The sequence below is a fragment of the uncultured Gilvimarinus sp. genome, assembly GCF_963972205.1.
Classification (GTDB): Bacteria; Pseudomonadota; Gammaproteobacteria; order Pseudomonadales; family Cellvibrionaceae; genus Gilvimarinus; species Gilvimarinus japonicus.
This window is the reverse complement of the sequence record NZ_CAXAUC010000001.1, coordinates 291,234-313,722: the sequence shown is the minus strand read 5'-3', so window position 1 is coordinate 313,722 and position 22,489 is coordinate 291,234. Positions and strand designations below refer to the sequence as shown.

Annotated in this window: 20 protein-coding genes; 6 read left to right on the top strand and 14 right to left on the bottom strand. The window is 53.0% G+C overall.

Annotation, left to right across the window (positions count from 1 at the left end; translation table 11 throughout):
* Window positions 1-49: 49 nt before the first annotated feature.
* From aspS to AACY82_RS01290, 5 genes are all read right to left on the bottom strand, one after another.
* The gene (gene aspS / locus AACY82_RS01310; protein WP_339614953.1) at window positions 50-1,840 is read right to left on the bottom strand and encodes an aspartate--tRNA ligase; all 1,791 of its coding nucleotides are present in this window, start codon (window positions 1,838-1,840) and stop codon (window positions 50-52) included.
* A gap of 45 nt (window positions 1,841-1,885) precedes the next feature.
* Window positions 1,886-2,155: a zinc ribbon domain-containing protein gene (locus AACY82_RS01305; protein WP_339614952.1), complete on the bottom strand. Its 270-nt coding sequence runs from the start codon at window positions 2,153-2,155 to the stop codon at window positions 1,886-1,888.
* Between the two features lie 153 nt (window positions 2,156-2,308).
* Window positions 2,309-3,328 (bottom strand): response regulator, encoded by a 1,020-nt coding sequence (locus AACY82_RS01300; RefSeq protein ID WP_339614951.1) that lies wholly within the window; start codon window positions 3,326-3,328, stop codon window positions 2,309-2,311.
* A gap of 14 nt (window positions 3,329-3,342) precedes the next feature.
* Window positions 3,343-6,846 carry a response regulator gene (locus AACY82_RS01295; protein ID WP_339614950.1) on the bottom strand — a complete coding sequence of 1,168 codons (3,504 nt, stop codon included), beginning with the start codon at window positions 6,844-6,846 and terminating at the stop codon, window positions 3,343-3,345.
* 42 nt (window positions 6,847-6,888) lie between these two features.
* Window positions 6,889-7,206, bottom strand: a complete 318-nt coding sequence (locus AACY82_RS01290; protein ID WP_339614949.1) for a Rieske 2Fe-2S domain-containing protein — start codon at window positions 7,204-7,206, stop codon at window positions 6,889-6,891.
* A gap of 203 nt (window positions 7,207-7,409) precedes the next feature.
* Here AACY82_RS01290 and AACY82_RS01285 point away from each other — a divergent pair, with 203 nt between their 5' ends.
* Together AACY82_RS01285 and AACY82_RS01280 are read left to right on the top strand one after the other, a co-directional pair.
* Window positions 7,410-8,744 carry a flavohemoglobin expression-modulating QEGLA motif protein gene (locus AACY82_RS01285; protein WP_339614948.1) on the top strand — a complete coding sequence of 445 codons (1,335 nt, stop codon included), beginning with the start codon at window positions 7,410-7,412 and terminating at the stop codon, window positions 8,742-8,744.
* Between the two features lie 36 nt (window positions 8,745-8,780).
* On the top strand, window positions 8,781-9,131 hold the full coding sequence (locus AACY82_RS01280; RefSeq protein WP_339614947.1) for a hypothetical protein: 351 nt from the start codon (window positions 8,781-8,783) through the stop codon (window positions 9,129-9,131).
* Window positions 9,132-9,483: 352 nt separating this feature from the next.
* Here AACY82_RS01280 and AACY82_RS01275 read toward each other — a convergent pair whose 3' ends face one another.
* Together AACY82_RS01275 and AACY82_RS01270 are read right to left on the bottom strand one after the other, a co-directional pair.
* A complete protein-coding gene (locus tag AACY82_RS01275; protein WP_339614946.1) occupies window positions 9,484-10,740 on the bottom strand; it encodes a valine--pyruvate transaminase in 1,257 nt (418 codons plus the stop codon).
* A gap of 76 nt (window positions 10,741-10,816) precedes the next feature.
* A complete protein-coding gene (locus tag AACY82_RS01270) occupies window positions 10,817-11,182 on the bottom strand; it encodes a response regulator (protein WP_339614945.1) in 366 nt (121 codons plus the stop codon).
* Window positions 11,183-11,388: 206 nt separating this feature from the next.
* Here AACY82_RS01270 and arsC point away from each other — a divergent pair, with 206 nt between their 5' ends.
* Genes arsC through sppA form a run of 4 tightly spaced genes read left to right on the top strand, consistent with a single transcriptional unit; the run spans window position 11,389 to window position 14,727 of the window.
* A complete protein-coding gene (arsC, locus tag AACY82_RS01265) occupies window positions 11,389-11,736 on the top strand; it encodes an arsenate reductase (glutaredoxin) (RefSeq protein ID WP_339614944.1) in 348 nt (115 codons plus the stop codon).
* Between the two features lie 7 nt (window positions 11,737-11,743).
* A complete protein-coding gene (wrbA, locus tag AACY82_RS01260) occupies window positions 11,744-12,349 on the top strand; it encodes an NAD(P)H:quinone oxidoreductase (RefSeq protein WP_339614943.1) in 606 nt (201 codons plus the stop codon).
* Window positions 12,346-12,783 carry a DUF2069 domain-containing protein gene (locus tag AACY82_RS01255; RefSeq protein ID WP_339614942.1) on the top strand — a complete coding sequence of 146 codons (438 nt, stop codon included), beginning with the start codon at window positions 12,346-12,348 and terminating at the stop codon, window positions 12,781-12,783. Before wrbA ends, AACY82_RS01255 begins: the two co-directional genes overlap by 4 nt.
* A gap of 57 nt (window positions 12,784-12,840) precedes the next feature.
* Entirely contained in the window at window positions 12,841-14,727 is a 1,887-nt protein-coding gene (gene sppA / locus AACY82_RS01250) for a signal peptide peptidase SppA (protein WP_339614941.1), read from the top strand.
* On the opposite strand, the gene AACY82_RS01245 is transcribed toward sppA, so the two are convergent.
* From AACY82_RS01245 to AACY82_RS01215, 7 genes are all read right to left on the bottom strand, one after another.
* On the bottom strand, window positions 14,708-15,166 hold the full coding sequence (locus tag AACY82_RS01245) for a DUF2383 domain-containing protein (RefSeq protein ID WP_339614940.1): 459 nt from the start codon (window positions 15,164-15,166) through the stop codon (window positions 14,708-14,710). The genes sppA and AACY82_RS01245 overlap by 20 nt on opposite strands.
* A 270-nt stretch (window positions 15,167-15,436) precedes the next feature.
* Complete coding sequence (locus AACY82_RS01240) at window positions 15,437-16,093, bottom strand: methyltransferase domain-containing protein (RefSeq protein WP_339614939.1); 657 nt, start codon at window positions 16,091-16,093, stop codon at window positions 15,437-15,439.
* Between the two features lie 91 nt (window positions 16,094-16,184).
* On the bottom strand, window positions 16,185-17,186 hold the full coding sequence (locus AACY82_RS01235; RefSeq protein WP_339614938.1) for a cytochrome d ubiquinol oxidase subunit II: 1,002 nt from the start codon (window positions 17,184-17,186) through the stop codon (window positions 16,185-16,187).
* Complete coding sequence (locus tag AACY82_RS01230; RefSeq protein WP_339614937.1) at window positions 17,183-18,526, bottom strand: cytochrome ubiquinol oxidase subunit I; 1,344 nt, start codon at window positions 18,524-18,526, stop codon at window positions 17,183-17,185. The genes AACY82_RS01235 and AACY82_RS01230 overlap by 4 nt, the downstream gene beginning before the upstream one ends.
* Before the next feature lie 25 nt (window positions 18,527-18,551).
* Window positions 18,552-19,064 carry a GbsR/MarR family transcriptional regulator gene (locus AACY82_RS01225; RefSeq protein ID WP_339614936.1) on the bottom strand — a complete coding sequence of 171 codons (513 nt, stop codon included), beginning with the start codon at window positions 19,062-19,064 and terminating at the stop codon, window positions 18,552-18,554.
* A gap of 158 nt (window positions 19,065-19,222) precedes the next feature.
* Complete coding sequence (locus AACY82_RS01220; protein ID WP_339614935.1) at window positions 19,223-20,794, bottom strand: FG-GAP-like repeat-containing protein; 1,572 nt, start codon at window positions 20,792-20,794, stop codon at window positions 19,223-19,225.
* 163 nt (window positions 20,795-20,957) lie between these two features.
* Window positions 20,958-22,436 carry a tryptophan halogenase family protein gene (locus AACY82_RS01215; protein WP_339614934.1) on the bottom strand — a complete coding sequence of 493 codons (1,479 nt, stop codon included), beginning with the start codon at window positions 22,434-22,436 and terminating at the stop codon, window positions 20,958-20,960.
* Window positions 22,437-22,489 lie beyond the last annotated feature (53 nt).

Genomic DNA, 22,489 nt, shown 5'->3' with positions numbered 1-22,489 from the left:
CTAAAACGCAAAACGGCCGGGCAAGCCCGGCCGTTTTGTACGCCGCCGCTTACTGCTCGGCGGGTTTTTCTTTTTGCTCTTTTTGACGCAAGCGAATATGCAACTCTTTCAGCTGAGTAGCATCCACCGCCCCCGGTGCGTCGGTCATCACACAGGCCGCGCTCTGCGTTTTAGGGAAGGCGATCACGTCGCGAATCGAGGCAGCGCCGATCATCAGCATAATCAAGCGATCCAGACCAAAAGCCAAACCGCCGTGCGGCGGCGCACCGTATTTAAGTGCATCCAGCAAGAAGCCGAACTTCTCGCGCTGCTCTTCGGCACTGATGCCGAGAATCTCAAACACCGCTTGTTGCATATTTTGGTTGTGAATACGCACCGACCCTCCACCGAGCTCGGTACCGTTAAGCACCATATCGTAAGCGCGGGACAAGGCCGTTGCCGGATTCGCTTTAAGCTCATCGGGCGAACAAGACGGCGCGGTAAACGGGTGATGCAGCGCTTGCATCGAGCCATCGCTGGCCTCTTCAAACATGGGAAAGTCGACCACCCACAAAGGCGCCCACTCACACGTATAAAGATCCAGATCTTCGCCCAGCTTGCAGCGCAGTGCACCGAGAGCTTCCGTCACAATATTGGCTTTATCGGCACCAAAGAAAATCAAGTCGCCGTTGTCAGCCTCTAAACGATCCAGAATCGCGCTGCGCACATCATTGGGTAAAAACTTAACAATGGGTGACTGCAAGCCGTTTTCTAAATCGGCCTTGTCGTTCACTTTAATGTAAGCCAAACCTTTGGCGCCGTAAATGCTGACAAACTTGGTGTAGTCGTCAATTTGTTTACGGGTTAACTTATCGTTGCCACCGGGTACTTTAAGCGCTGTAACGCGACCTTTAGGGTCTTTAGCCGGGCCCGAGAAGACTTTAAAATCGACCCCCAGCATTAAATCTTTAACGTCGACCAGCTCCAGCGGAATACGCATATCGGGTTTATCCGAGCCGTACTTGGCAATAGCTGTCGCGTAATCCATACGCGGAAACTCGCCCAAATCAACGCTCATTAAATCGTTAAAGAGTTTTTTAATCATACCCTCGGTAATACCCATAATACCTTCCTCGTCCATAAACGAGGTCTCGATATCAATTTGGGTAAATTCCGGCTGACGATCTGCGCGCAAGTCTTCATCGCGGAAGCATTTGGCGATTTGGTAGTAGCGATCGAAACCTGACACCATCAGCAACTGCTTAAACAGCTGGGGCGATTGCGGCAGTGCAAAAAACTTATTTTCGTGGGTGCGCGACGGCACCAGGTAATCCCGAGCACCCTCGGGGGTGGCGCGAGTCAAAATCGGGGTTTCGATATCCAAAAAGCCGTTTTCATCCAAGTAATTGCGGATCGCAATGGTCACCTTGGAGCGAAACTGCAGGCTTTTTTGCATTTCGTTGCGGCGCAAATCCAGGTAGCGGTATTTTAAGCGTACGTCTTCGCCAACACTGGAATGCTCAGATAACGGAAACGGCGTGGTCTCAGCTTCGTTCAGAATCTCAAGCGCGGTGCCGTAAACTTCGATCTCGCCGGTAGCCATGTTGGTGTTAACGGTGGCCGCATCGCGAGCGCGCACTTTACCGGTTACTTGCAGCACGTATTCGCCACGCACCTTGTCGGCCAGCTCGAAGTTCTCTTTGGTGTCCGGATCAAAGACCACCTGCACGATACCGTCGCGATCGCGCAAGTCGATAAAAATAACACCGCCGTGGTCGCGGCGACGATCAACCCAGCCACACAAGGTTACTTCTTGGTCGATAAATGAGGCATTTAAAGCGCCACAGTATTCACTGCGCATAATCTGTTTCCCGTTTATTACTGTTGGTTGGGCCTGTGCCCACAATTAGGTGGCCGGAGTCGCGGGCGCCGGTGTGCTGGCAGCTTTGCTGTCGCCACCTTTGGCGGCGTCTCCGACGAGGTTCTTTTTCTTACCCGATTTAAAATCTGTCTCGTACCAACCGCCGCCCTTAAGGCGAAAACCTGCGGCTGAGATCTTTTTGGTCAGCTCGCTCTGCTGGCATTCTGGGCAATCGACCAGTGGCGCGTCACTCATTTTTTGCAAGGCTTCAAGTTCGTGACCACAGCCCTGACAACGGTATTCATAGATAGGCATTACAAGTTTCTCCACAATTAGGCACATCAATAGAGCCTAAACCTACCAAAAACGCACAGAGGGCAGCCTCCGGCCGTCAAAAAACGCGCAATTATACCTCAGAGGATGGCGCGGAGAAACCGCACAAGGGACGCTAGGACGACGTATTGGGCGTTAATCGCCCAATACGCTTTTGATTTCTAAGATTTCGGCCTCGGCGCGGCAAAAACGCCGCACCAGCTCGGGGTCAAACTGAATGCCAGCACATGCCTCTAGCTGGATGAGCGCCTCGGGCACAGGGTAAGCCTCAGTTTGGGCTCGCTGAGTGGTGAGGGTTTCAAACATATTAGCAATCGCCACAATGCGTCCCACCAAAGGAATATCGCGGCCTGTAAGACCCCGAGGGTAGCCACTGCCATCAAACGACTCACGGAAGGTGGTGACAATCGTACGCGCCATGGTGAGCAAGTCCGAGTTGTCGTTGCCCAGGATACGAACCCCCATTTTGGTCTCGGCTTCGATTACGGCGCGTGCCCCTTTACCTGGGTTACTGGCAATTTCTAGGGCCGAGTCAGGTAGGCCAATTTTACCCACGTCGTACATCAAGCTGGCGTTTAGTAGCAGTGCCGCATCGGTCGGCCCCATGCCGGCCTCTTCGCCAAGCAAGCGACTGTAGCGGCTAATTCGCAGGGCGTGGGCGTTGCTGCCGCGCTCGCGGCTGGCCGCCGCCCTACCCAGGCAGTGCACCACCTGTAACCGGCTTAACTCCAGCTCGGCGGTACGCTCGGCAACAATACGCTCTAACGCGTGATTTTGATCTGCCAGCGCCAACTGGGTTTTTACTCGGCGCAGCAAGATAGGCGGGCTAACTGGCTTACTGAGATAATCAACCGCCCCCAGCTCAAAACCTTTAATTTCATCGGCTACCGCAATTTTAGCCGTGACAAAAATCACCGGTATCGAGGCGGTTATCGGGTCCGCCTTTAAACGCCGGCAAACCTCAAAGCCATCCATCTCAGGCATCATAATGTCCAGCAAAATAAGGTCGGGCGGGTGGTCAGATGCCGCCAGCTCTAACGCTTTAATGCCTCGCGTCGCTGCCCTTACCCGATACTCGGATGACAAGAGCCCCACTAACACGTCGATATTCTCAGGGGTATCGTCGACTACCAATATGGTCTTACTGCCTTCCATTTGCACCTCTGGTATCAAGTTCGGCGCTGCTGCCAGCGCGTTAACGCTTGCAGCGCCTGATCAAAATCGTAGCGCTCTACACTCTGTGCCACTTCATCCAGCCCGGCATCTTTCGGCAATGCGCCACGCAGCGTGACTAGGGTTGACCGGGCATTAGTATCGGCGGTTTTCAGCTGGTCGGTCAAAGTATCGAGCTCGGCTTCAAGCTCCGCCGGACTAAGCGCAACTGGAGCAACCGCAGGGCTATCGGGCCGGGGCAACCTTTCAAGCTCATCTACCACAGCGGATAACGCATCTGACAACTCTGTAAGAGTAGCCTGCTGCAACTCAGATTGCGCAATCTCGGCCTCGACTTTCGCCGCTAACGGCTGTAACCGGTGGGCGCCCAGCGACCCGGCCAAGCCTTTTAGCGTGTGCGCCATGCGCTGCGCCTCGTCTGGGTCTGAGTTATACGCCTCGGCAATGGTTCGGCTCGCGCCGCCCTGAGTGCGACAAAAGCTATTGGCCAAACGCCATAGAGTGGCCTCGCTGCCCCCCATCCGAGCCAAAGCGTCATCTAGGGCGATAACATCCGCATTTACCGCCACCTCACTGGCACCCACGGCCGTTACAGATGAAACCGCCTCTGGGCTTGCCAGTTGCCGCTCGGGCAAATATTGGGCAATTTTTTGGTACAGCTCGCGTACATCAATCGGCTTGGCAATGTAGTCGTTCATGCCCACCGCCCGTGCCCGGTCGCGATCCTCGGCGGTGGCGTTGGCCGTCATCGCAATAATGGGTAGCTCGCCTACTTTGCCCAGGGCACGAATGCGGTGAGTGGCGGTATAACCATCCATCACCGGCATTTGAATATCCATCAAGACACAGTCAAAGCTCTGGCTCGCCATCGCGTCCAACGCCTGCTGGCCATTTGCTGCGAGCACCACGGTGGCACCAACAGTTTCTAGCAGCTCGCTGGCCACCTGCTGATTTAGCTCGTTGTCATCCACCACCAAAAGGGTGGCGCCAGACAAATCGACATTAACCGAGCGCCCGGTCGCCAGCACTTCGCTGTGCGGTACCGCCTCGCCAAAGGCACGACGAATCGCATCGCGCAGCCGCAGGGGGTCAATCGGCTTGACTAGCACCTCGCGGACTCCCAGCTCTTGAGCTTGGCGCGTTAACGAGTGGCTGTCATAGGCCGTCACCATAATGGTCGGCGGCATCGCGGCATCGCGCCCGGCTAACGCGCGGACAACACTAATACCGTCCATTTCAGGCATTTTCCAGTCGAGCAAAATAAGCTCAAAGGCTTGTTCGGCCAGTCGCTCAAGCGCCTCGGCGCCAGAGTCAACTGCCACCACCTGCAATCCAGCCGTTTTGCAGTACACCGTTAAAATTTGTCGCGAGGTGGAATTATCATCTACCACCAGTACCTGCTTACCTTCAATGGCCACCGGCAAGCCGGGTACGGTCGAGGATTTTTTACAGGCCCCAAATTGCGCATAAAAGCTAAACCGGCTGCCCTTGCCCGGCACACTTTTAACACCAATTGCTCCGCCCATTAGCTCGACCAGGCGCCGGCAAATGGACAACCCCAACCCGGTACCGCCATATTTTCGGGTGGTGGATTCATCTGCCTGAGAGAAGACATTAAACAGCTTGCTTTGCTGCTCGTCATTCATGCCGATGCCGGTATCGGTCACACTAAAATTAACCGCAACCTGGCCGCCGCTGGCCTGCTTTAATTCAATCGCCAACGTTACCGAGCCCTGTTGGGTAAATTTAATGGCGTTATTCAATAGGTTAATTAATACCTGCTGAAGGCGGACGGGATCGCCTTTTAAAATCTCAGGGACACTGGCATCAAGGTACAGTAGCAACTCAACATCGGGCTTTTCGTTGAACTTCACCCCGGCAATGGTGCTCACGGTGTCGATCACCTCGAGCAAGCTAAACTCTATTTGCTCGAGCTCCATGTGCCCGGCTTCGATCTTAGAAAAATCCAAAACGTCGTTAATCAGGCCCAACAACGAGTGCGAGGCGCCGTTGATTTTATTGAGGTACTCTTGCTGCTTTTCGTTAAGCTCAGTACTGCCTAGCAAGTGCCCCAGGCCGATAATGGCATTCATCGGCGTGCGAATTTCATGGCTCATGTTGGCCAAAAAAGACGATTTGGCATCGGTTGCCGCCTCCGCCTCACGCCGCGCTTGAACCAGTTTGTCATTGGTGGTCTGTAAAGCGCGAGTGCGCTGGCTCACAGTTTGCTCTAGCTGTTCTTTATGACGGCGCAACTGCCCGGTTGCGGTACGCAATAACTGCCGGGTGCGATGCTGCGCGGCAAACAACTGATCGACTTCCATAATCGCCACGCGCGGTGTCTCGGGCTCGCTAAAATCAAGCTCCGCGATGCGCTGATTCTGACGGATCAGGTCACTCAGCGGGCGTGTAAAGCGTCGCGCCAGCGCCGCCGCCAACAGCGCACTGATCACCAGCACCGACAACAGAATCCCAATCAGCCAGCGTTTGTGATTGACCGCACCGGGGATAAACACCCGCTCGGGCGCGAAACTACCCACCCATAAGCGCGTGGTTTCCAGTGAATAAGGAATAAAGGAGTAATACCATGTGTCGTCACCCGCCCGATAACGACCGACATCTTGCGCCTGACGGCCACCCGCTTGCCACTGCTGCCAGCCCACCAACAGCGGCCCGGCCAACACATCATTAAGGTTCGCAATCTCTTGTTTATCGCCTTTGCTGTCGCCAGCCGCACGATAACGGTTGGGCGCGCCCAACACTTGGTTCGCATCAGTAAAAATAATCACTTGCGAGTCAGAGCCTTTGTTGAGCGTATCAACCAGCGATGATAAGTCGCTCAGCTGAATATCCAACCCCAGCACCATCTGCTCGCCGGCGGCATTAACCCAAGACGTTGACACCGTTATGCCCGGCTGTCCCGAGGTAAAAAAGATATAGACGTCCGTCCAGTAAACCTTAGCGCCAGCACCATTGGCGGCCCCCGCAAACCAAGGGCGCTGGCGCGGGTCGTAATCGAGTGTGGGAGACGTTTCGCCATTTGGGCGCCTAGCCCCCTGCGCATCCATTTCCACCACCCGGTAGCGCGATTGCTCGGCATCGCTCACGCGCATACGCCAAGGCTGAGCGCCGCGACTTTGCATGAGCATCCACTCTCGGCCCGCGCTGGTCGCCAGCATGGCCGCAGTGATGTGAGGGGTTTCTTGCAACAGCGGATAAAAATAAGTATTCAGTGAGGCAATTGCCTCTGGGCTGGCATCAGATTGCCTCGCCCAGCGCCGGGCCATAGACAGCAAACGCGCCGTATCGCCCAATAAGCTATCGAGCTGGTGGTGAACGTTATCGCCCGTGCGCTGCATCTGAACCAACGACACTTTGCGCAAGCTAGGCTCAAACACCAATTTCACATAGCCCCAGTAAGCGCCACTTAACGCTACCAGTAAAAGGCCTGCCATACCGGCCAACAATGCATTGCGAAAAGAAATTTTTCTCTGGCTCAAAAGTTTGTTCCACCCTGTCCCTGGAGTCGACTTACTTGAGGTTTATTGGTTAGTTATCTCGACGCCAACACTCGCGCCTTCATACACCAGCGGATAAAACGTCAAACCAGCAGCGCAGTCAGTTGAATTGAGCGCACGACCGGTGCGCAGGGAAAACTCAATGCCATGAGCGGGACAGCGCAACCCCTCTCCGGTGAAGGTGGCGCGCGTCAACGGGGCCTGCCGGTGCGGACAGCGATTGGCTATTAGATAAAGCTGCCCGTGTTCCTGCAACAGCAACAACTCTTGACCGGCCAACCGCACGGGGCGCATAAAACCATCGTCAATTTCGTGTAACTTTGCCAGTTCGATATACGCCATCGCTTTACCGTTGCTTAGCCGGCCCCATTCTCATTCAGACTTTAGTCATTACTATGCCCTAAGTCACGAATGAAGAAAAGGCGTCAAAATTGCTGCGACACTGCCGCCATAGCGCGCTACACTTGCAGCCTGACACACGCCCTCGAGCGTGACCGCACAAGCCGCCACATTCCTACTGAAGAAGGACCCGACAGAGCACCCTCATGGCAAGTTCTAACACCCAGGCGTACCTCACAAAGCTCAAAACCCTTTCAGACCAGCTAGTGGAACTGCAAAGGCCCATTCGCATTCTCGACGCGATCAAATGGCCCATTGAGGCGCAAGAGCGATTCTTTGCCGCAGGCGGCAAGCGTTTACCGGACATTGGGCGAGATTTTTACGAGCGCCATCCGCTGACTTTTGATCGCCACAAATTAACCGAGGCTTTTCGCGAACTAGACCGAGAGGTCGTCCGCCAACTGGGCCAGCAAGACGCCCTCGGACGCATTTTGCGCGACACTATAGATCAGTATCGTCTGGTCTTAGAGATGCTTGGCGCGCGCGGCACGGCGCGCTTTGGCGAACTGAGCAGACGCCTCTACGGCTCGCCTAGCGATTGCATTACGGGCGACAACAAAACCCTCTTGGACGTCGGTCAAGAGCTGTGCCGGGTATTCTCGTTGCCGGCAGCGGCTCAGCTAGCGCCCTCCAGCAAACGTCAGCTGGACGCAACCGAGGCCACCGCCTATTTAAGCGCCCGAATGGACGAATACTTTGGCGCTGGCACAGTCAACGTCACCTTAAGTGACAACATTGTTTCGGACGCAGCCGCCGGTGGCGACAGCCTAAAGCTTAACCGCCGCTCACTGTTTACCCCGCAAGATCTTAACGTGCTAGAAGTGCACGAGGGCTGGGTCCACATAGGCACCACCCTCAACGGCCGCGCGCAACCCTGGGCCACTTGGCTGAGTGTTGGCTCACCGCGTATTACCGCCATCCAAGAGGGGATGGCGGTGCTTATGGAAACCTTAACCTTTAGCTCGTTTCCCAAGCGCGCGCAGCGGGTCAGCGATCGGGTCGTCGCCGTCGACATGGCCGAGCGCGGCGCCGACTTTGTCGAGCTGTTCCGATTTTTTCGCGACCGGGGTGACAGCGAACAAGACAGCTACCGAGTCGCGCAGCGAGTGTTTCGCGGCGGTACGGTAACCGGCGGCTCAGTGTTTACTAAAGACATAAGCTACGTAAAAGGCTTCGTCGAAAACGTCGGCTTTATTCGCAGCGCCATTTTCGCGGGTCAGCCAGAAATGATTCCGCTGCTGTACCTCGGCAAGCTCACCCTGGATGACATTCCCGCCCTGCAAGAACATTTGCAGCTTGGGCACATTGTACCGCCACGTTTTTTGCCACCAATGTTTAAAAACTTGAATGGTTTATATGTTTGGTTTGGCTTTTCCAGTAGTATTGCCGGCCTCGACAACGTGCGGGTAAGAAAACATTTTTCGCGCCTTTTCGGTGACAAAAAACCGTCCTCTGCAAGCCGCGCCCCGAAACAAAGCTAAGGGCCCAACCCGCCCGACAACAGGAAACGCTATCGTATGTCCCGTTTTTTTGATGTCACACTCTGCGGAACAGAGATATTTTTTGACAACTACACTGAACAGGCCGTTATTGGATTTCTGAGCGCTCGCCGTGTAGCGGCCAGCTCTTTAGAGGAGGCCATACTGCGCGCCCGACACGAAGTATTGATTGACTGGAACTACACCCATAATGCCGACCGTAAGCTCGGCGTGCCCAAACTTACCACAGAGCAGGTGCACCCGATTAAAAAATGGTTGCACCGTCACCCAAGTGAAGATTTTTATTTTTTTGACTCCCCGGAACGCAAACAAGAGCACTTGGCTACGATTAACAACAGCGCTCGTCCCTGGTACCGGTTTAGCAAGTAAAACACCCACCCAGTAAAGCACCACATAAAAGGTAGCTGCATCGCGTGCCATTCTACGGGGCAATTAAACGCGCTTTTAAAGGCATCGCGGCACTCAGTTTTTTGCCGTTTAATCTGACCTAGATGCGCTTGCGATTTTTATTTGTATCGAAAAATATTTTTCTTGAAAGTGGCAAAAAACATTTCTATTACCCATCAGACTTAGCGCAGCGGTACTGGTAAGATTTACGGACAATTAACTCTCGCGCCCAGAGCTTATCGCAAAATATATTAGCAACGGCTCATGGCAGCAAAGCTAGGCGTCAAGTAGATAGCCGGGCGTATAGCGTTCGGGGTGGCCACAAGGGACGAGACTAGCCTGCGTGATACACAGTGCGCACTTCGTCAGCCAAGATAGCAATGGCCCGGGCAATCACCGACACCGGCTGACCATAACTCAACCGCAAACACTCGTGTTGGTGCTGCCAAGGCTCTGTCAAACCGGGAAAAAAGTGGTGGCCGGAAATTACCAGTACGCCCCGCGTTTTCAAACGTTGATAGAGCTGTTCGCTGGTAATGGGCAAACCTTCTAGCCAAAGCCATAAGAAGATCGCACCTTCGGGTTTATGAATACGAAAAGGCAACCCGACTAACGCACGCTCCAACAATGCCACAGTTTGCGCTGCGCGCTCGCGATAAAATGGCGCAACCGCATTGCGCCCCAATGCCAATAATTGCTCGCTGGCGATCAGTTGCCGAGCGATGGCTGGCCCCATATTACCCGCGGCTAAGCTGAGCACGGTATTGGCGCTCGCGAACGATTGAATCAGCGACTCATTCGCAATCACCACAGCCGTGCGCGCGCCGGGCAATCCTAATTTCGATAAACTCAACACCAACAGAGTGTTGTCGTTCCAACTAGGACTGGCGTCGGTAAAAATGATGCCGGGGAAAGGCATGCCGTAGGCGCCATCGACAATCAGCGGAACGCCATGGGCCTGCGCCTGAGCATCCAGCCGCGCCATTTCGTCATCGGTAATGACATTACCGGTCGGATTAGTCGGACGCGAAACACACAAAGCGGCCGTGTTAGCATCAATGTGAAAACTATTAAAATCGACGTGGTATTTAAATTGCCGCTCACCGACATATTCAATGGCTGGTCGGTCAGCGCGATAGAAGTTCTCGGCCAAACCCAGCTCACTGTAGCCTAGGTATTCGGGCACGAGCGGCAATTGAATATGCCGCGCAACACCGTCAGCTCCCTCGCCGGCCAACAAATTAAACAACACAAAAAATGCCGACTGGCTGCCGTTGGCAAGGGCTAGGTTATGATGTGTTAAGCCCCACTTAAACTCTTTATTCAGCAGCGCAGCCAGCTCGTCCAGCAGTTGCGTATCGCCGGCTGGCGACTGATACACGCCGAGCATCTGCTGCGATTTGACCGGATCATCCAGCACTTGCTGTAAGGCTTGCTTTAATGCAGATTCAACAGCGGGAATACGCGCAGGATTGCCGCCGCCCAAAAACAGCATATCGGGGTTATCGCGCAACGCGCCGCCCAGATCCTCCATGAGTGAGACAATGCCGGACCCTTGGCTTAACGTTGCACCAAACTTAGACAATCGCATAGGGCACTATTTATGATGATGTGATCGCGAATTAAAAACGCAGAAAGGTGGCCGCGCTAGTCGCCGCAGCCGAGTATTACAATAGACCGTAAGTTTGCAGGGTGTGCTCCAACGTCGCAGCACTGACAGGCTTTTTAATAAAATCAATGGCGCCCAGCGCCGTGACCCGCTCCCGGGCGGCGGGTTGAATATCGCCGGAGATGACAATCACTAGGCATTTAAGCTGCTCGGCCGCCACCGCCTCAAGCACCGCGTAGCCGTCCATTTCCGGCATAGTCAGATCCAGCAACACCACCTCACCCAGGCCCGCACGAATCGCGCTCAGCGCTTCGGTACCGTTCGTGGCAAAACTGACCTCGACATCCCAACTCTCGGGCAAAGCACGGGCGACTTGCTTGCGCGCCATGTTCGAGTCATCACAAATTAGCAGCGGTGTACTCATTAACTAACCGTTATTATATCCGGTGACTGGTAAAACCCCATTATAGCCACGGGAGCCCCTCAAGCGCCAAACAATAAACGCTTTTTAACCCACCCGGCGCTCGCGGCATCCACTGGGGTGCCCCGCAGGCCCCTAAAACGCTATAATCGCCGCAGTTATGACTATCGTCGTAATACAGTTGCTATTACTTAACCGGATGCCTTTATATGCTGTCGATCTATCACAATCCACGGTGCTCTAAATCACGCCAAACCCTGGCCCTGCTGGAAGAGCGAGGCTTAACACCCGAGATTATTAAATACCTCGACACACCGCCCGCACCGGCGGAGCTAAAAGCGGTTATTGGCAAACTCGGCATTAGCCCTCGCGAGCTGCTACGCACAGGCGAGGCCGAGTACAAAGAGCTTGGGCTGGCGGATGCCAGCTTATCTAACACCGCGCTGATTAACGCCATGTGCCAGCACCCTAAGCTCATTGAGCGCCCTATCGTTATCAACGACACACGCGCCAAGCTTGGGCGGCCACCAGAGCAAGTATTGGACATTTTAGCCTGAGGCACCTATGAGCAACCTTCCGTACGTCCTCATTTTATACTACAGCCGCCACGGTGCCACCGCCGCGCTCGCTCAGGCCCTTGCGCACGGGGTGGAACACAGCGGGCAACTGGAAGCCCGGATTCGCACAGTTCCGCCGGTATCGCCCGACTGTGAAGCAAGTATTCCGGCGGTACCCAGCGAAGGCGCTATTTACGCCAGTGCCGATGACTTGCGCCACTGCCACGGCCTATTGCTCGGCAGCCCTACCCGGTTTGGCAACATGGCAGCGCCACTTAAATACTTTTTAGACACCACCAGCGACCTCTGGCTGGAGGGCTGCCTAATTAACAAGCCCGCCGGGGTGTTCAGCTCAAGCAACAGCTTACACGGTGGGCAAGAGTCTACGTTGCTGAGCATGATGTTGCCATTACTGCACCACGGCATGGTGATTAGCGGAATCCCCTACAGCGAGGCGGGGCTCAATAATACCCAAAACGGCGGCACCCCCTATGGCGCGACCCACTGGTCCGGAACGGCCGAACCCGCGTTAACCGAGATCGAAACCCAACTGTGCTACGCCCAGGGCCAGCGCCTAGCTCGTCTCGCTCTGCAACTGGATACCTTTACATGAAAATACCGCAATACAGCGCTGCCGATATCGCCCCGTTAACCCAGCGCTATAAAGTGGCCCGGTGGCTGACGTTAGGCAGCTTATTGGCGCTTCTCGCACTGTTTTGCATCAGCAATATCGTCGAGCCCACAGGCAGCCTATTTCGGGTACTGGTGCAATGCGTTCCGCTGCTGTTGTTTATTCCCGGCATTTGGATCGGCCACCACCGCACATACAGCTGGCTTTGTTTTGTGATTTTATTTTACTTTACCGCGTTTGTGGTCGAAGCCATGTCGCCGTTTGCCAACCTTAGCGATTATTTAGCCACCGCTCTCACGGTTTTGTTGTTTCCCGCCGCGATGATGGCCAGCCGCTGGCGGCAACACTCGCGCTTAGCGGTAAGTCAAAACCCCACGTCACGCCGCAACGCAGATAGTAACGCCGAGCGCGAATAGCCAACGGTTAGATCTATCGCACAACCTGATATTTGTACGCCCAAAAAGGAACACGATGTGAACAGCCCCGAGAAAAGCAAAAACAAAGGACCGGTCCGCCAACTGTTTAGCAGTATCTGGGGCGCCATCACCTGGCTAAGGCGCGCCCTGGCCAACGTAATCTTTATTATCATTATTGTTGTGATAGTGGTGGTTATCAGCCAGCAACGCGCCGATGTACTGCCGCAAAATTTCGCTTTGCGGTTGGCGCCATCGGGCATACTGGTGGACCAGCGTCAGGCGCTTGATGCACTGGCCGCACTCACCGCGGATGAGTCGGCAGAAGCCGCCGAGACGTTGGTATCTGATGTTGTGCGCGCCATTAATCTTGCCGCCGATGACGATCAGGTAACGCACCTAATTCTCGACTTAAACAGTCTGCGCGGCGGCGGCGTAAGCAAGCTTTACGAAATAGGCCAAGCCTTAGAGCAGTTTAAAGCCAGTGGCAAAACTATTACCGCGCTTGCCGACAGCTACAACCAAGATCAGTACTTTTTGGCCAGCTACGCCGACCAAGTGTATCTGCACGATATGGGCTACGTGCTGTTAACAGGTTTTGCCAGTTACCACCAATATTTTAAAGACGCACTGGACAAACTCGCCTTGAACGTAAACGTGTTTAAGGTGGGTAAATACAAAGACGCCGTTGAGCCCTACACCCGTAACGGCATGTCCGAGGCCTCGCGCGAGCACAATCGCCTGTGGTTAAACACTCTATGGCAAGCGTACAGTAGCAACATTGAGATTCAGCGCAAACTGCCCATCGGTGCGCTCGACAATATAATCGGCCAATCAACCGAGCTTTTGCAGCAAGCCGGCGGCGATTCGGCTCTGATGGCGCAGGAGGCCGGTTTAGTCGATACCGTAGCGAGCCGTCAGGCCACTCGACAAGCGCTGATTGAGCAATTTGGTTACGACGATCACACCGACCAATACAAACACGTCAATTGGAACCGTTATTTGCAACACCGCCGTGAAATACCGCTACCAGGCGCCAATTATGTCGGCCTAATTACCGCCCGCGGGGCTATTACCGCCGGCGAGCAGCCCCCTGGTATCGTCGGCAGTGACACGTTAGTGCAGCTGTTGCGTCAAGCGCGCGACGACAAAGACATAAAGGCGCTGGTGGTACGAGTAGACAGCCCAGGGGGCAGTGCCTTCGCCTCAGAGGTAATTCGCGCAGAAATCGAAGCGACTCGCAATTCAGGTATCCCAGTCATCGTTAGCATGGGCAGCGTCGCCGCCAGCGGCGGCTACTGGATGGCGACTGCGGGGGATGAGATCTGGGCGCTACCGACAACCATTACCGGCTCTATCGGTGTTTTCAGTGTTATTCCTACGCTTGAGCAATCACTTGGCAAGCTGGGTATCTATACGGACGGTATCGCCACCAGCGAGCTGGCCGGCACCATGGACCCAACGCGGGCGCTCAACCCGCAAGCCGCAACCGCTTTGCAAATGAACGTCGACAGCGTCTATCAGCGCTTTCTTAAAACAGTGGCAGACGCCCGTGGACTGAGTGTTGAACAGGTAAATGATATCGCCCAAGGCAGAGTGTGGAGTGGTGTTCACGCCCAAAAGCTTGGCTTAGTCGACAAGCTAGGCACCATGCAACAAGCAACCGCTGCGGCGGCTGAGTTTGCCGAGCTGAAGGAGTGGAAAACTAAAGAGATAACGCCGCCGCTAACACCGATGGAGCAGTTATTTATGCAGCTGGCCAATGCCGGGGTAAGCTTGCCGAGTGACTGGCAAAGCTCACTCGACAGCTTACAAACACTCGACACGCTAACCGGTGGCGCCGCAGGCAGCCGCTTACATGAGCTGACCGACCTGCTAAACAATAAGACCGACGAGATACAAGCGCGTTGCCTTAGTTGCGCGCTGATTAGTCGTCCAGGCCAATAACCAACTCTAGGCGCGCAAGGCGTTTTTGTGTGTCTAGCCGGTTTTTTACCAGCACCTGCTCAAACTCGGGCAGGTAAACGATGGTGTTGATGGCGGCGGTGTACTTACGCAATAGCTTTTGTTCGTTCGAGAGCATCGCCTGAACTACGGCGCCATCGCTTAACAGTTGGCCAAAGATAACCCGCATACGCGCCGGAACAGCGCCCAAATCGGGCCCCTCTGACACGTCATCATGGTGCGCTTTGACGACCTCCGACAAGGACTCGATTGATCGCTCGTGGCCGCGTACCAGGCTGTCAAACACACGCCGTAAACTCGGGGCTCGCACTTTGTCCCAGGCATCCTGATAACTTTGCAGCAGATCGTGGTGACGGCGAATAAGGTCGTTTAAATCATCCGTCAGAAACTCACTTTTCACTTTCTCGTGTGTAATACGCATAACTCATACCTCACTGACAATGGCGCCTCGCGGCGCGTTATCCCTTTAATGGCGATCAAGAGCCCACCAAAGGCTACTACGTATTGGTATGAGCAAAACCCGCGCCAATTATTTTTAGCGACAATAGGACCCTATTCGGCGCTATTGGCCACAGTTTTGCCAAGAAAGAGCATTTTTACGCGGAGGGAATGTAGAAGTTACAGTAAATAAGCGCCCAGCGTTAGGGGCTGGCAGCCGCCAAGGCCGTGCCGTGATGCACACAACAAGGCGCTAGTTATCGATGCGTAGAATAAACTTTTCCGTCTTCCACGGTTTATTGATATTGTGCGCAAACATATCATAGTCAAACTTGTCATCGCACATATCGATAAGCTTCAGAAAAGGTGTTCTACCCGGATCGGCAATTAAAATTCGTTTTACACCGGCTGTGCGCGCGCGTTTTATCAGATTAAACAAGGGCCTTGTCATTTCATCCCAAAAGCAGATTTCGCTTCCAATTAAGGTGTGCACCCCTTGTAGATCTTTTTTGGTGATTTTCTCAAAGCGTTTCGCCTCAAACGTAACGCGTTTTACACTGTTAAGGCGTTTAACAAAATCAACATAAGGGGCGAGCGCCGCATCGGCATCCACAGCGGTAACGCGCGCGTTAAACTTCTCTGCCATAAAACAGCTTAGCCCCCCCCAGCCACAGCCAATCTCTACCACCTTGGCGCCCTTTTTGATGGGGTTTTGCAATAGGTAGTCCATCAATACCGCACTGGAGCGCCACACTTTAGTGCCGTGAAGCGACGGCTCATCATACAAACGTTTAAAGCGACGAATCTCTTTATGCTGCGCTTTTGGCAGCGATAGGCCGTGTAATTTATAAAGATGTTTATCGGACGCGGACAGTTTTTGTTTTGCGGTCGGTTTTGCTTTGACAGCCATAGAGAACCTTGTGGGCGTATTGTTGGTAGCATAGACAATTGTCTATGCTACCACGTCAAAAAAAATCCCATAACCTTCTAGCGCGATTGCGTTAATAGTAACTCAACGCTTGAGCTTTACCGCGGAAGATACGATACATAAAAACGGTATACGCCATGATGCTTGGCAACACGACCGCCGCACCGTATAAAATAAACCGCAACGACTCGGGCGCACTGGCCGCCTCCCAGATCGTTAATTTACCCGGCACAATATACGGGAAGTAACTGTAGGCCAACGCCTGAAAACACAGAATAAAAATACCCACCGCGCAGGCAAACGGCACCCAACTACCAAAATCGTTGTTATAGGGAAAGTGGCGAAGATACACAAACAATGTGACAAATAAAATCGCACACATAAAAGGTATCAGCAGCAATAAAAAAGCTTGCGGTAAGCTAAACCACTTATCAAACACTTCACTACTCATGAGCGGGTTTACTCCACTCACGGCGGCAACACCCACAATCATTAAAATAGCGGTAATTTTAGCGCGCCCTGCCGCCCAGCGCTGTAGGTCACCCTCGGACTTTAGTATCAGCCAACAGGCGCCGATAAACGCATAGGCTGCCGTTACACACACCGCACTGAGCAGCCCAAAACCGATGGCTAAGATGCCACCGCTAAAGCCGGTAACGTATATACCCAGCATGTAACCCTGCGCCATTGATGCCAAGATTGAGCCGGCTTTAAAACAGCGATCCCAACGGTTTTGATGCTCGGCGTGGGCCTTCGCTCTAAAGTCAAACGCGACACCCCGCAAAATCAAGCCAAGCAACAAAAAAAACGCCGGTAGGTACAAATAACCCAATATAGCGCTGTGCGCCGAGGGAAATGCGATTAGCAACAAGCCTACCGCCAGTACTAACCAGGTTTCATTCGCGTCCCAAAAAGGCCCGATGGAGGCGATCATAGTGTTGCGATGCTGAGGCTTGCCCATCGGCAAAAGAATGCCTACGCCCAAATCAAACCCGTCGAGCACCGCGTAAATCAAAATGGCGACACCCATTAGCAATATAAAAATAACCGGCAACCAATACGCTTCACCACTCATAATTTGGCCTCCTTAGCAGTTGTTTCCAGCGGCTTAACGTCACTACTAACCGCCTTGCGCGCCAGATAAAATAGCGTGTGCAAAAAAGCCACAATTAACACGATATAAACCAATACATAGGTAATGGCGGTAAACAGCACATTACCCGAGGCGGTTGTGGTAACCGCATCAGCGGTTTTAAGTACGCCGTACACCAAAAATGGCTGTCGTCCTATCTCGGTGACATACCAGCCCGCCAGAGTGGCCAACCAACCCGAGAATGTCATGGTAACCAACACTCTTTGCCAAAGAGTGGCCACATGCCCACGACGCCAAAGCTGGAACGAGCAGCTCCAAGACACCAATAGCATCAAAAGGCCCATGCCCACCATCACGCGAAAACCCCAGAACACCGGCATAACCGGTGGGTGCTCACCGGCAAACTCGTTTAAACCTTGTATTTCACCATCGCCGCTGTGGGTTAATATCCAACTCGCACCGCGCGGGATCGAAACGGAATAATCATTAGTTTGTGTCTGCTCGTTAGGCAGTGCAAACAATTGTAGCGGTGCGCCTTTCTCTGTATGCCACACACCTTCCATGGCCGCAATTTTGGCCGGTTGATGCTCCAGGGTATTCAGCCCGTGCATATCGCCGACAAAGATCTGGATAGGAATCAGAATAGCCGCTAGGTAAACGCCGGTTTTGAGCGTTAAGCGCACCTCGTTTGACCGGTCGCCTTTGAGTAGCCGATAAGCCGATACCCCAGCCACAAAAAACGACGCGGTTAACCCCGAGGCTAAGAGCATATGGGTAACCCGGTACGGCATAGACGGATTAAAGATAATCGCGGCCCAATCCAACGGATACGCGACCCCGTCGCGCATCTCAAAGCCCGTTGGCGTTTGCATCCAACTGTTGAGGGCCAATATCCAAAACGCCGACAGCGACGTACCCACCGCCACCAGCGCGGTCGCCACGGTGTGCAAGCGGTTAGACACCCGATTACTGCCGTACAGCATAACCCCGAGAAAGGTCGCCTCTAAAAAGAATGCGGTTAACACCTCATAGCCAAGCAGCGGGCCGGCAATATTGCCCACCTTCTCCATATAGCCGGGCCAGTTGGTACCAAACTGAAACGACATGGTAATACCGCTGACAACGCCTAGGGCAAAACACAGCGCAAACACTTTAACCCAAAACCGGTAGGCGGCCATCCACGCGGTATTGCCGGTACGATCGTAGCGCAGCTTAAAAAACAGCAGCAGCCAGCACAAGGCAATAGTGATGGTAGGAAACAAAATATGAAACGTGATATTGGCCGCGAACTGAATACGCGACAACATAAAGACATCCAACATAATTACCTCGATGGATTAATAAAGACTAGCTAAGTAGCTTACTCACGCCGGCGCCAAGTTTGAGCATGCGGGCCAACTGTTTGGGCGACAAGCGTTGTATCTCATCGCTCCAGTGGGTCATCATTTCAATCAGTTTGTACATATCTTCAATTCGCGATTGCGCGTAGCGCTCGCCGCTATCCGCGGGCTTATCCATCAACAACTCGCGCATGACCGTTAGGGTTGGGTCAATTTCACGCTTGCGCCGCTCATTAATCAGCGTACGGGCGATCTCCCAAACGTCCTCGGGGGCAGTAAAGTAGTCTTTTCTGTCCCCAGCGATGTGTTGTAATCGCACCAAATTCCAGCTTTGCAGCTCTTTTAGGCCCATGCTGACATTGGAACGTGACACCGATAAGGCCGCCGCCAATTCATCGGCATTAACCGGCTCTTCTGATAGAACAATATAGGCGTACATTTGCCCTACTGTGCGATTTATCCCCCAGCGACTGCCCATTTCGCCAAAGTGGCGCACAAATGATTCGATTAACGGCGACATGAATTTTCACTAATTTCTGAAATTTCAGTAATTATACGTTATCAGAGACTACAGGCAAGCCTTTACGAACTATTTCGGCAGAGGTTACTCGACAAAAGAAAGCGGAGGTTCACTCGCGACTTAGGAGTAAGCCGCAAGCGACGAGGCTACAGACGGGCTTAGGGGGTCTTGAGCTGCCCTGTAAACATCATTAAACGATCACTCTTAGGGGTCTCAACTGCACGACCTTCCAAATCAAAACTGAGCACACCGTTTTCGCGACGAAGGGACTGGTGCAACAAATCCATACGAAATGAACCGGTTAAAATATCCATCACACCATCACCCGTGAAGTCGTTTATCACTAACGGCACCAAACCGCGGTAACTTTGACTGATTGGGTAAGGCGTAAAATTTTGCTTACCGTCATTTTCATACCAAATAAGCGCATTGCGTTTAGGGTCATCCCAGTGGTTAACCCAGCTGCTGGCGACGACATCCATATCACCATCGTTATCCATATCAACCGCAACCGCATTAACAGCACCGTAATAACGGCCCACATCATGGGCTGAGAAATTTAACCCACCTTTATTTTCAAGCCACTGCACACCGTGGTATGGCTTAGGGTCGGTTTGCGTGTCAAAGGCATCGCCATTGGTAAACAGAATATCTTGGTCGCCGTCTTGATCTAAGTCCGTCACAGTCATGCTGGTAGCGCCAAACATGGGGTGCCCTGCATTCACCAAATCGAGCCGTTCAAACTGCCCCTTTCCTTGCCCAATAAAGGCAACTAAGGTTTCATGCTCTTGCGCCACTAACGTCAGCAAATCCACGATACCATCGTTGTTGATATCGGCATCGTCAATATTCAATGCGCCACTTAGCATCAGCAACGGATGCTCCTCATAACCCTCAGCGCCTTTATTTTCAAGCCAAATGACTTCACCCTTACCTTGGCCACCGAATATCGCAAGGGCAATGTCTGTATCACCATCCTGATCCAGATCTAGTGCGTTAACATCACTCACACGGCGCAGGTTGTCTTTTAGCAATTTTTCTGCAAAGCTACCGTTGCCTTTGTTAATCAGCACAAAAACTTTACCCGCACGATTATCGTTAGGCGCCAACTCACCCAGATCGGCAACCACATAATCCAACAGATCATCGCCATTAAAATCAAATATATCCACGGCGACTGGCAGAGCGATATCGGCTACCCCCTGCTCTCGCCACGCATCTACTTTGCCACGCGGCCCCCAAAGCCGGTTAAGCTGACCCTGCTCCGCGTCTGCAACTAAAAAACTAAAGCTGTCACCGGTGCTTGGTAAAGGGGTAATAGCCATAATTTGTGGCACAAGAGTTGGCACTGATAACGCCTGAGCCGAAAAGCTTAAGGTGGGGTGCGTCGCATCAATGTACGGCAGGCTCGCTAAACGCTCCGGGCTGCTGCCATAATAAAGCGCTTTAATGTGACGCAATGCCGAATCGGGAATAAACGTCGAACCAAATCGCTTGGCAGACAACTCGGCCATAGCATCAACAACACGAGGCCAGTCTTTTTTCGGCAATAATTGCGGTGAGGGAGGCGCATGGCAAGCGCCACAGTACTGTTTTACCAAGCTGACAGCTTCTTGCTGGGTAACACCCTTCTGCGCGTGGGCAAAGCAGGGAGTGAAAAGCATCGCAACGACCGAGCTGAGCAATACCAGTCTCACCGTTACCGTGTTAATCCAGCGCAATACCAACATACAGATTAAACTCTTACTCCGCGATCTCACTTTAAAGCGATCAAAAATCACCCACCCTTAGCGATGAATCAACCAGCACCAAAAAAGCCGGCTGCATAAAAAATAACAGCTTCATCGCCGCCAGACGCATTAATAACACATTTTAGGTGCAATCACTAACGCCCTAAGAATCTAATAAATACTGTAAATATCGCTCGTGTGTTGGCATAGCCTGCACCTGTTTATCCAGGCCTTGGGCAATTGACTGTAACAACCCGTTTAACTCTCGCTCGGGCATTTCATCCACCACCCTATGGTACTTCTTAGGAACTAACCCCTGACCAATCATGACCTGAAACCACGAATCCACAAACAGCTCATTATTTCGGACAAAAAAGCGACCCGTTTGCGCAAACAGCTCAAGGCGCTCAGACAAACTATCGGGCACATCCATGGCTTGACAGTGCCGCCAAAAAGCGGAATCGTCGCGCTCAGTCAAATGATAATGTAACACTATAAAGTCACGGATCTGCTCATAGTCAAAATCGGCATGCCGGTTAAACTCAGCAACATCCAATGGCGAAATCTCATCACTGGGGAACAACTTAATCAGCTTCAAAATATTTTGCTGAATCAAGTGAATACTGGTGGACTCTAGCGGCTCGATAAAACCCGCCGACAAGCCAATGGCAACACAGTTTTTATGCCATTGCTGCTTTCGCTTACCCGTGGTAAAACGAATAAAGCGTGGCTCGCTCACAGCGTCGCCTTCGATCTGGTCCAGCAAGCGAGCCACCGCCTCGTCATCCGACAAGTGCTTAGCTGAGTAAACCAGCCCGTTGCCCATGCGATGTTGTAACGGTATCGCCCAACGCCAACCGGCATCGTGTGCGATGGCCCGAGTGTACGGCGCTGCCGCGGTTACCGAGCTGCTCTGTACCGCCACGGCCCGGTCGCAAGGCAACCAATGGGACCAATCGTCGTAGCCCGTTTTTAAAGTTTGCTCAATTAAAAGCCCGCGAAACCCGCTGCAATCGATAAACAGATCCCCGGCAACACATTGCCCATCGGCCAACGTGACAGCGGTTATATCACCAGAGTCTGGGTGTTGTGTAACCTGCTCCACCCTACCCTCAATACGCTTTACACCCTGCTGCTCGGCAAGCTTACGTAAAAACTGGCCATAACGGGTGGCGTCCATGTGATAAGCGTAGTTTAAGCCACCTTTTGCTCCTTTTGGTGGCTGAGCAAACCGACCAGCAAGAGCGGCTTTTGCCTCTAGACAATAGTCACTAAAGGATTCGCTAATCCCTAAATCTAAACCACGGCGCCAAAAATTGTGAAAGCCAGCCGCCCAAAAATCTTTACCGGTAGAACCAAAGCCATGGAAATAGCTTTTATCCAAAGCCTGCCAGTTCTCAAAATTAATACCGAGTTTAAATGTTGCTTGGGTTTCGCGAATTAAATCTCGCTCATTAATCCCTAACAGCTTATTAAAAAACAATAAGGTCGGTATCGTCGCTTCGCCCACACCCACGGTACCGATCTCATCCGACTCGACTAACTCTACCGCAAGGTGGCTTAGCACTTTAGATATAGCCGCAGCGGCCATCCAACCAGCGGTACCACCACCTACGATAACGACCTTATTAACATTTGGCATATTATTCTCTTCTGAAAAAAAGCAGCCGTTATTATTAATAACGGCTGCTTTTG

Bases quoted from the DNA above. Each gene is read 5' to 3' on its own strand.
- aspS (WP_339614953.1), bottom strand. From the start codon at position 1,840: ATGCGCAGTGAATACTGTGGCGCTTTAAATGCCTCATTTATCGACCAA.
- AACY82_RS01305 (WP_339614952.1), bottom strand. From the start codon at position 2,155: ATGCCTATCTATGAATACCGTTGTCAGGGCTGTGGTCACGAACTTGAA.
- AACY82_RS01300 (WP_339614951.1), bottom strand. From the start codon at position 3,328: ATGGAAGGCAGTAAGACCATATTGGTAGTCGACGATACCCCTGAGAAT.
- AACY82_RS01290 (WP_339614949.1), bottom strand. From the start codon at position 7,206: ATGGCGTATATCGAACTGGCAAAGTTACACGAAATTGACGATGGTTTT.
- AACY82_RS01285 (WP_339614948.1), top strand. From the start codon at position 7,410: ATGGCAAGTTCTAACACCCAGGCGTACCTCACAAAGCTCAAAACCCTT.
- AACY82_RS01280 (WP_339614947.1), top strand. From the start codon at position 8,781: ATGTCCCGTTTTTTTGATGTCACACTCTGCGGAACAGAGATATTTTTT.
- AACY82_RS01275 (WP_339614946.1), bottom strand. From the start codon at position 10,740: ATGCGATTGTCTAAGTTTGGTGCAACGTTAAGCCAAGGGTCCGGCATT.
- AACY82_RS01270 (WP_339614945.1), bottom strand. From the start codon at position 11,182: ATGAGTACACCGCTGCTAATTTGTGATGACTCGAACATGGCGCGCAAG.
- arsC (WP_339614944.1), top strand. From the start codon at position 11,389: ATGCTGTCGATCTATCACAATCCACGGTGCTCTAAATCACGCCAAACC.
- wrbA (WP_339614943.1), top strand. From the start codon at position 11,744: ATGAGCAACCTTCCGTACGTCCTCATTTTATACTACAGCCGCCACGGT.
- AACY82_RS01255 (WP_339614942.1), top strand. From the start codon at position 12,346: ATGAAAATACCGCAATACAGCGCTGCCGATATCGCCCCGTTAACCCAG.
- AACY82_RS01245 (WP_339614940.1), bottom strand. From the start codon at position 15,166: ATGCGTATTACACACGAGAAAGTGAAAAGTGAGTTTCTGACGGATGAT.
- AACY82_RS01240 (WP_339614939.1), bottom strand. From the start codon at position 16,093: ATGGCTGTCAAAGCAAAACCGACCGCAAAACAAAAACTGTCCGCGTCC.
- AACY82_RS01235 (WP_339614938.1), bottom strand. From the start codon at position 17,186: ATGAGTGGTGAAGCGTATTGGTTGCCGGTTATTTTTATATTGCTAATG.
- AACY82_RS01230 (WP_339614937.1), bottom strand. From the start codon at position 18,526: ATGTTGGATGTCTTTATGTTGTCGCGTATTCAGTTCGCGGCCAATATC.
- AACY82_RS01225 (WP_339614936.1), bottom strand. From the start codon at position 19,064: ATGTCGCCGTTAATCGAATCATTTGTGCGCCACTTTGGCGAAATGGGC.
- AACY82_RS01220 (WP_339614935.1), bottom strand. From the start codon at position 20,794: ATGTTGGTATTGCGCTGGATTAACACGGTAACGGTGAGACTGGTATTG.
- AACY82_RS01215 (WP_339614934.1), bottom strand. From the start codon at position 22,436: ATGCCAAATGTTAATAAGGTCGTTATCGTAGGTGGTGGTACCGCTGGT.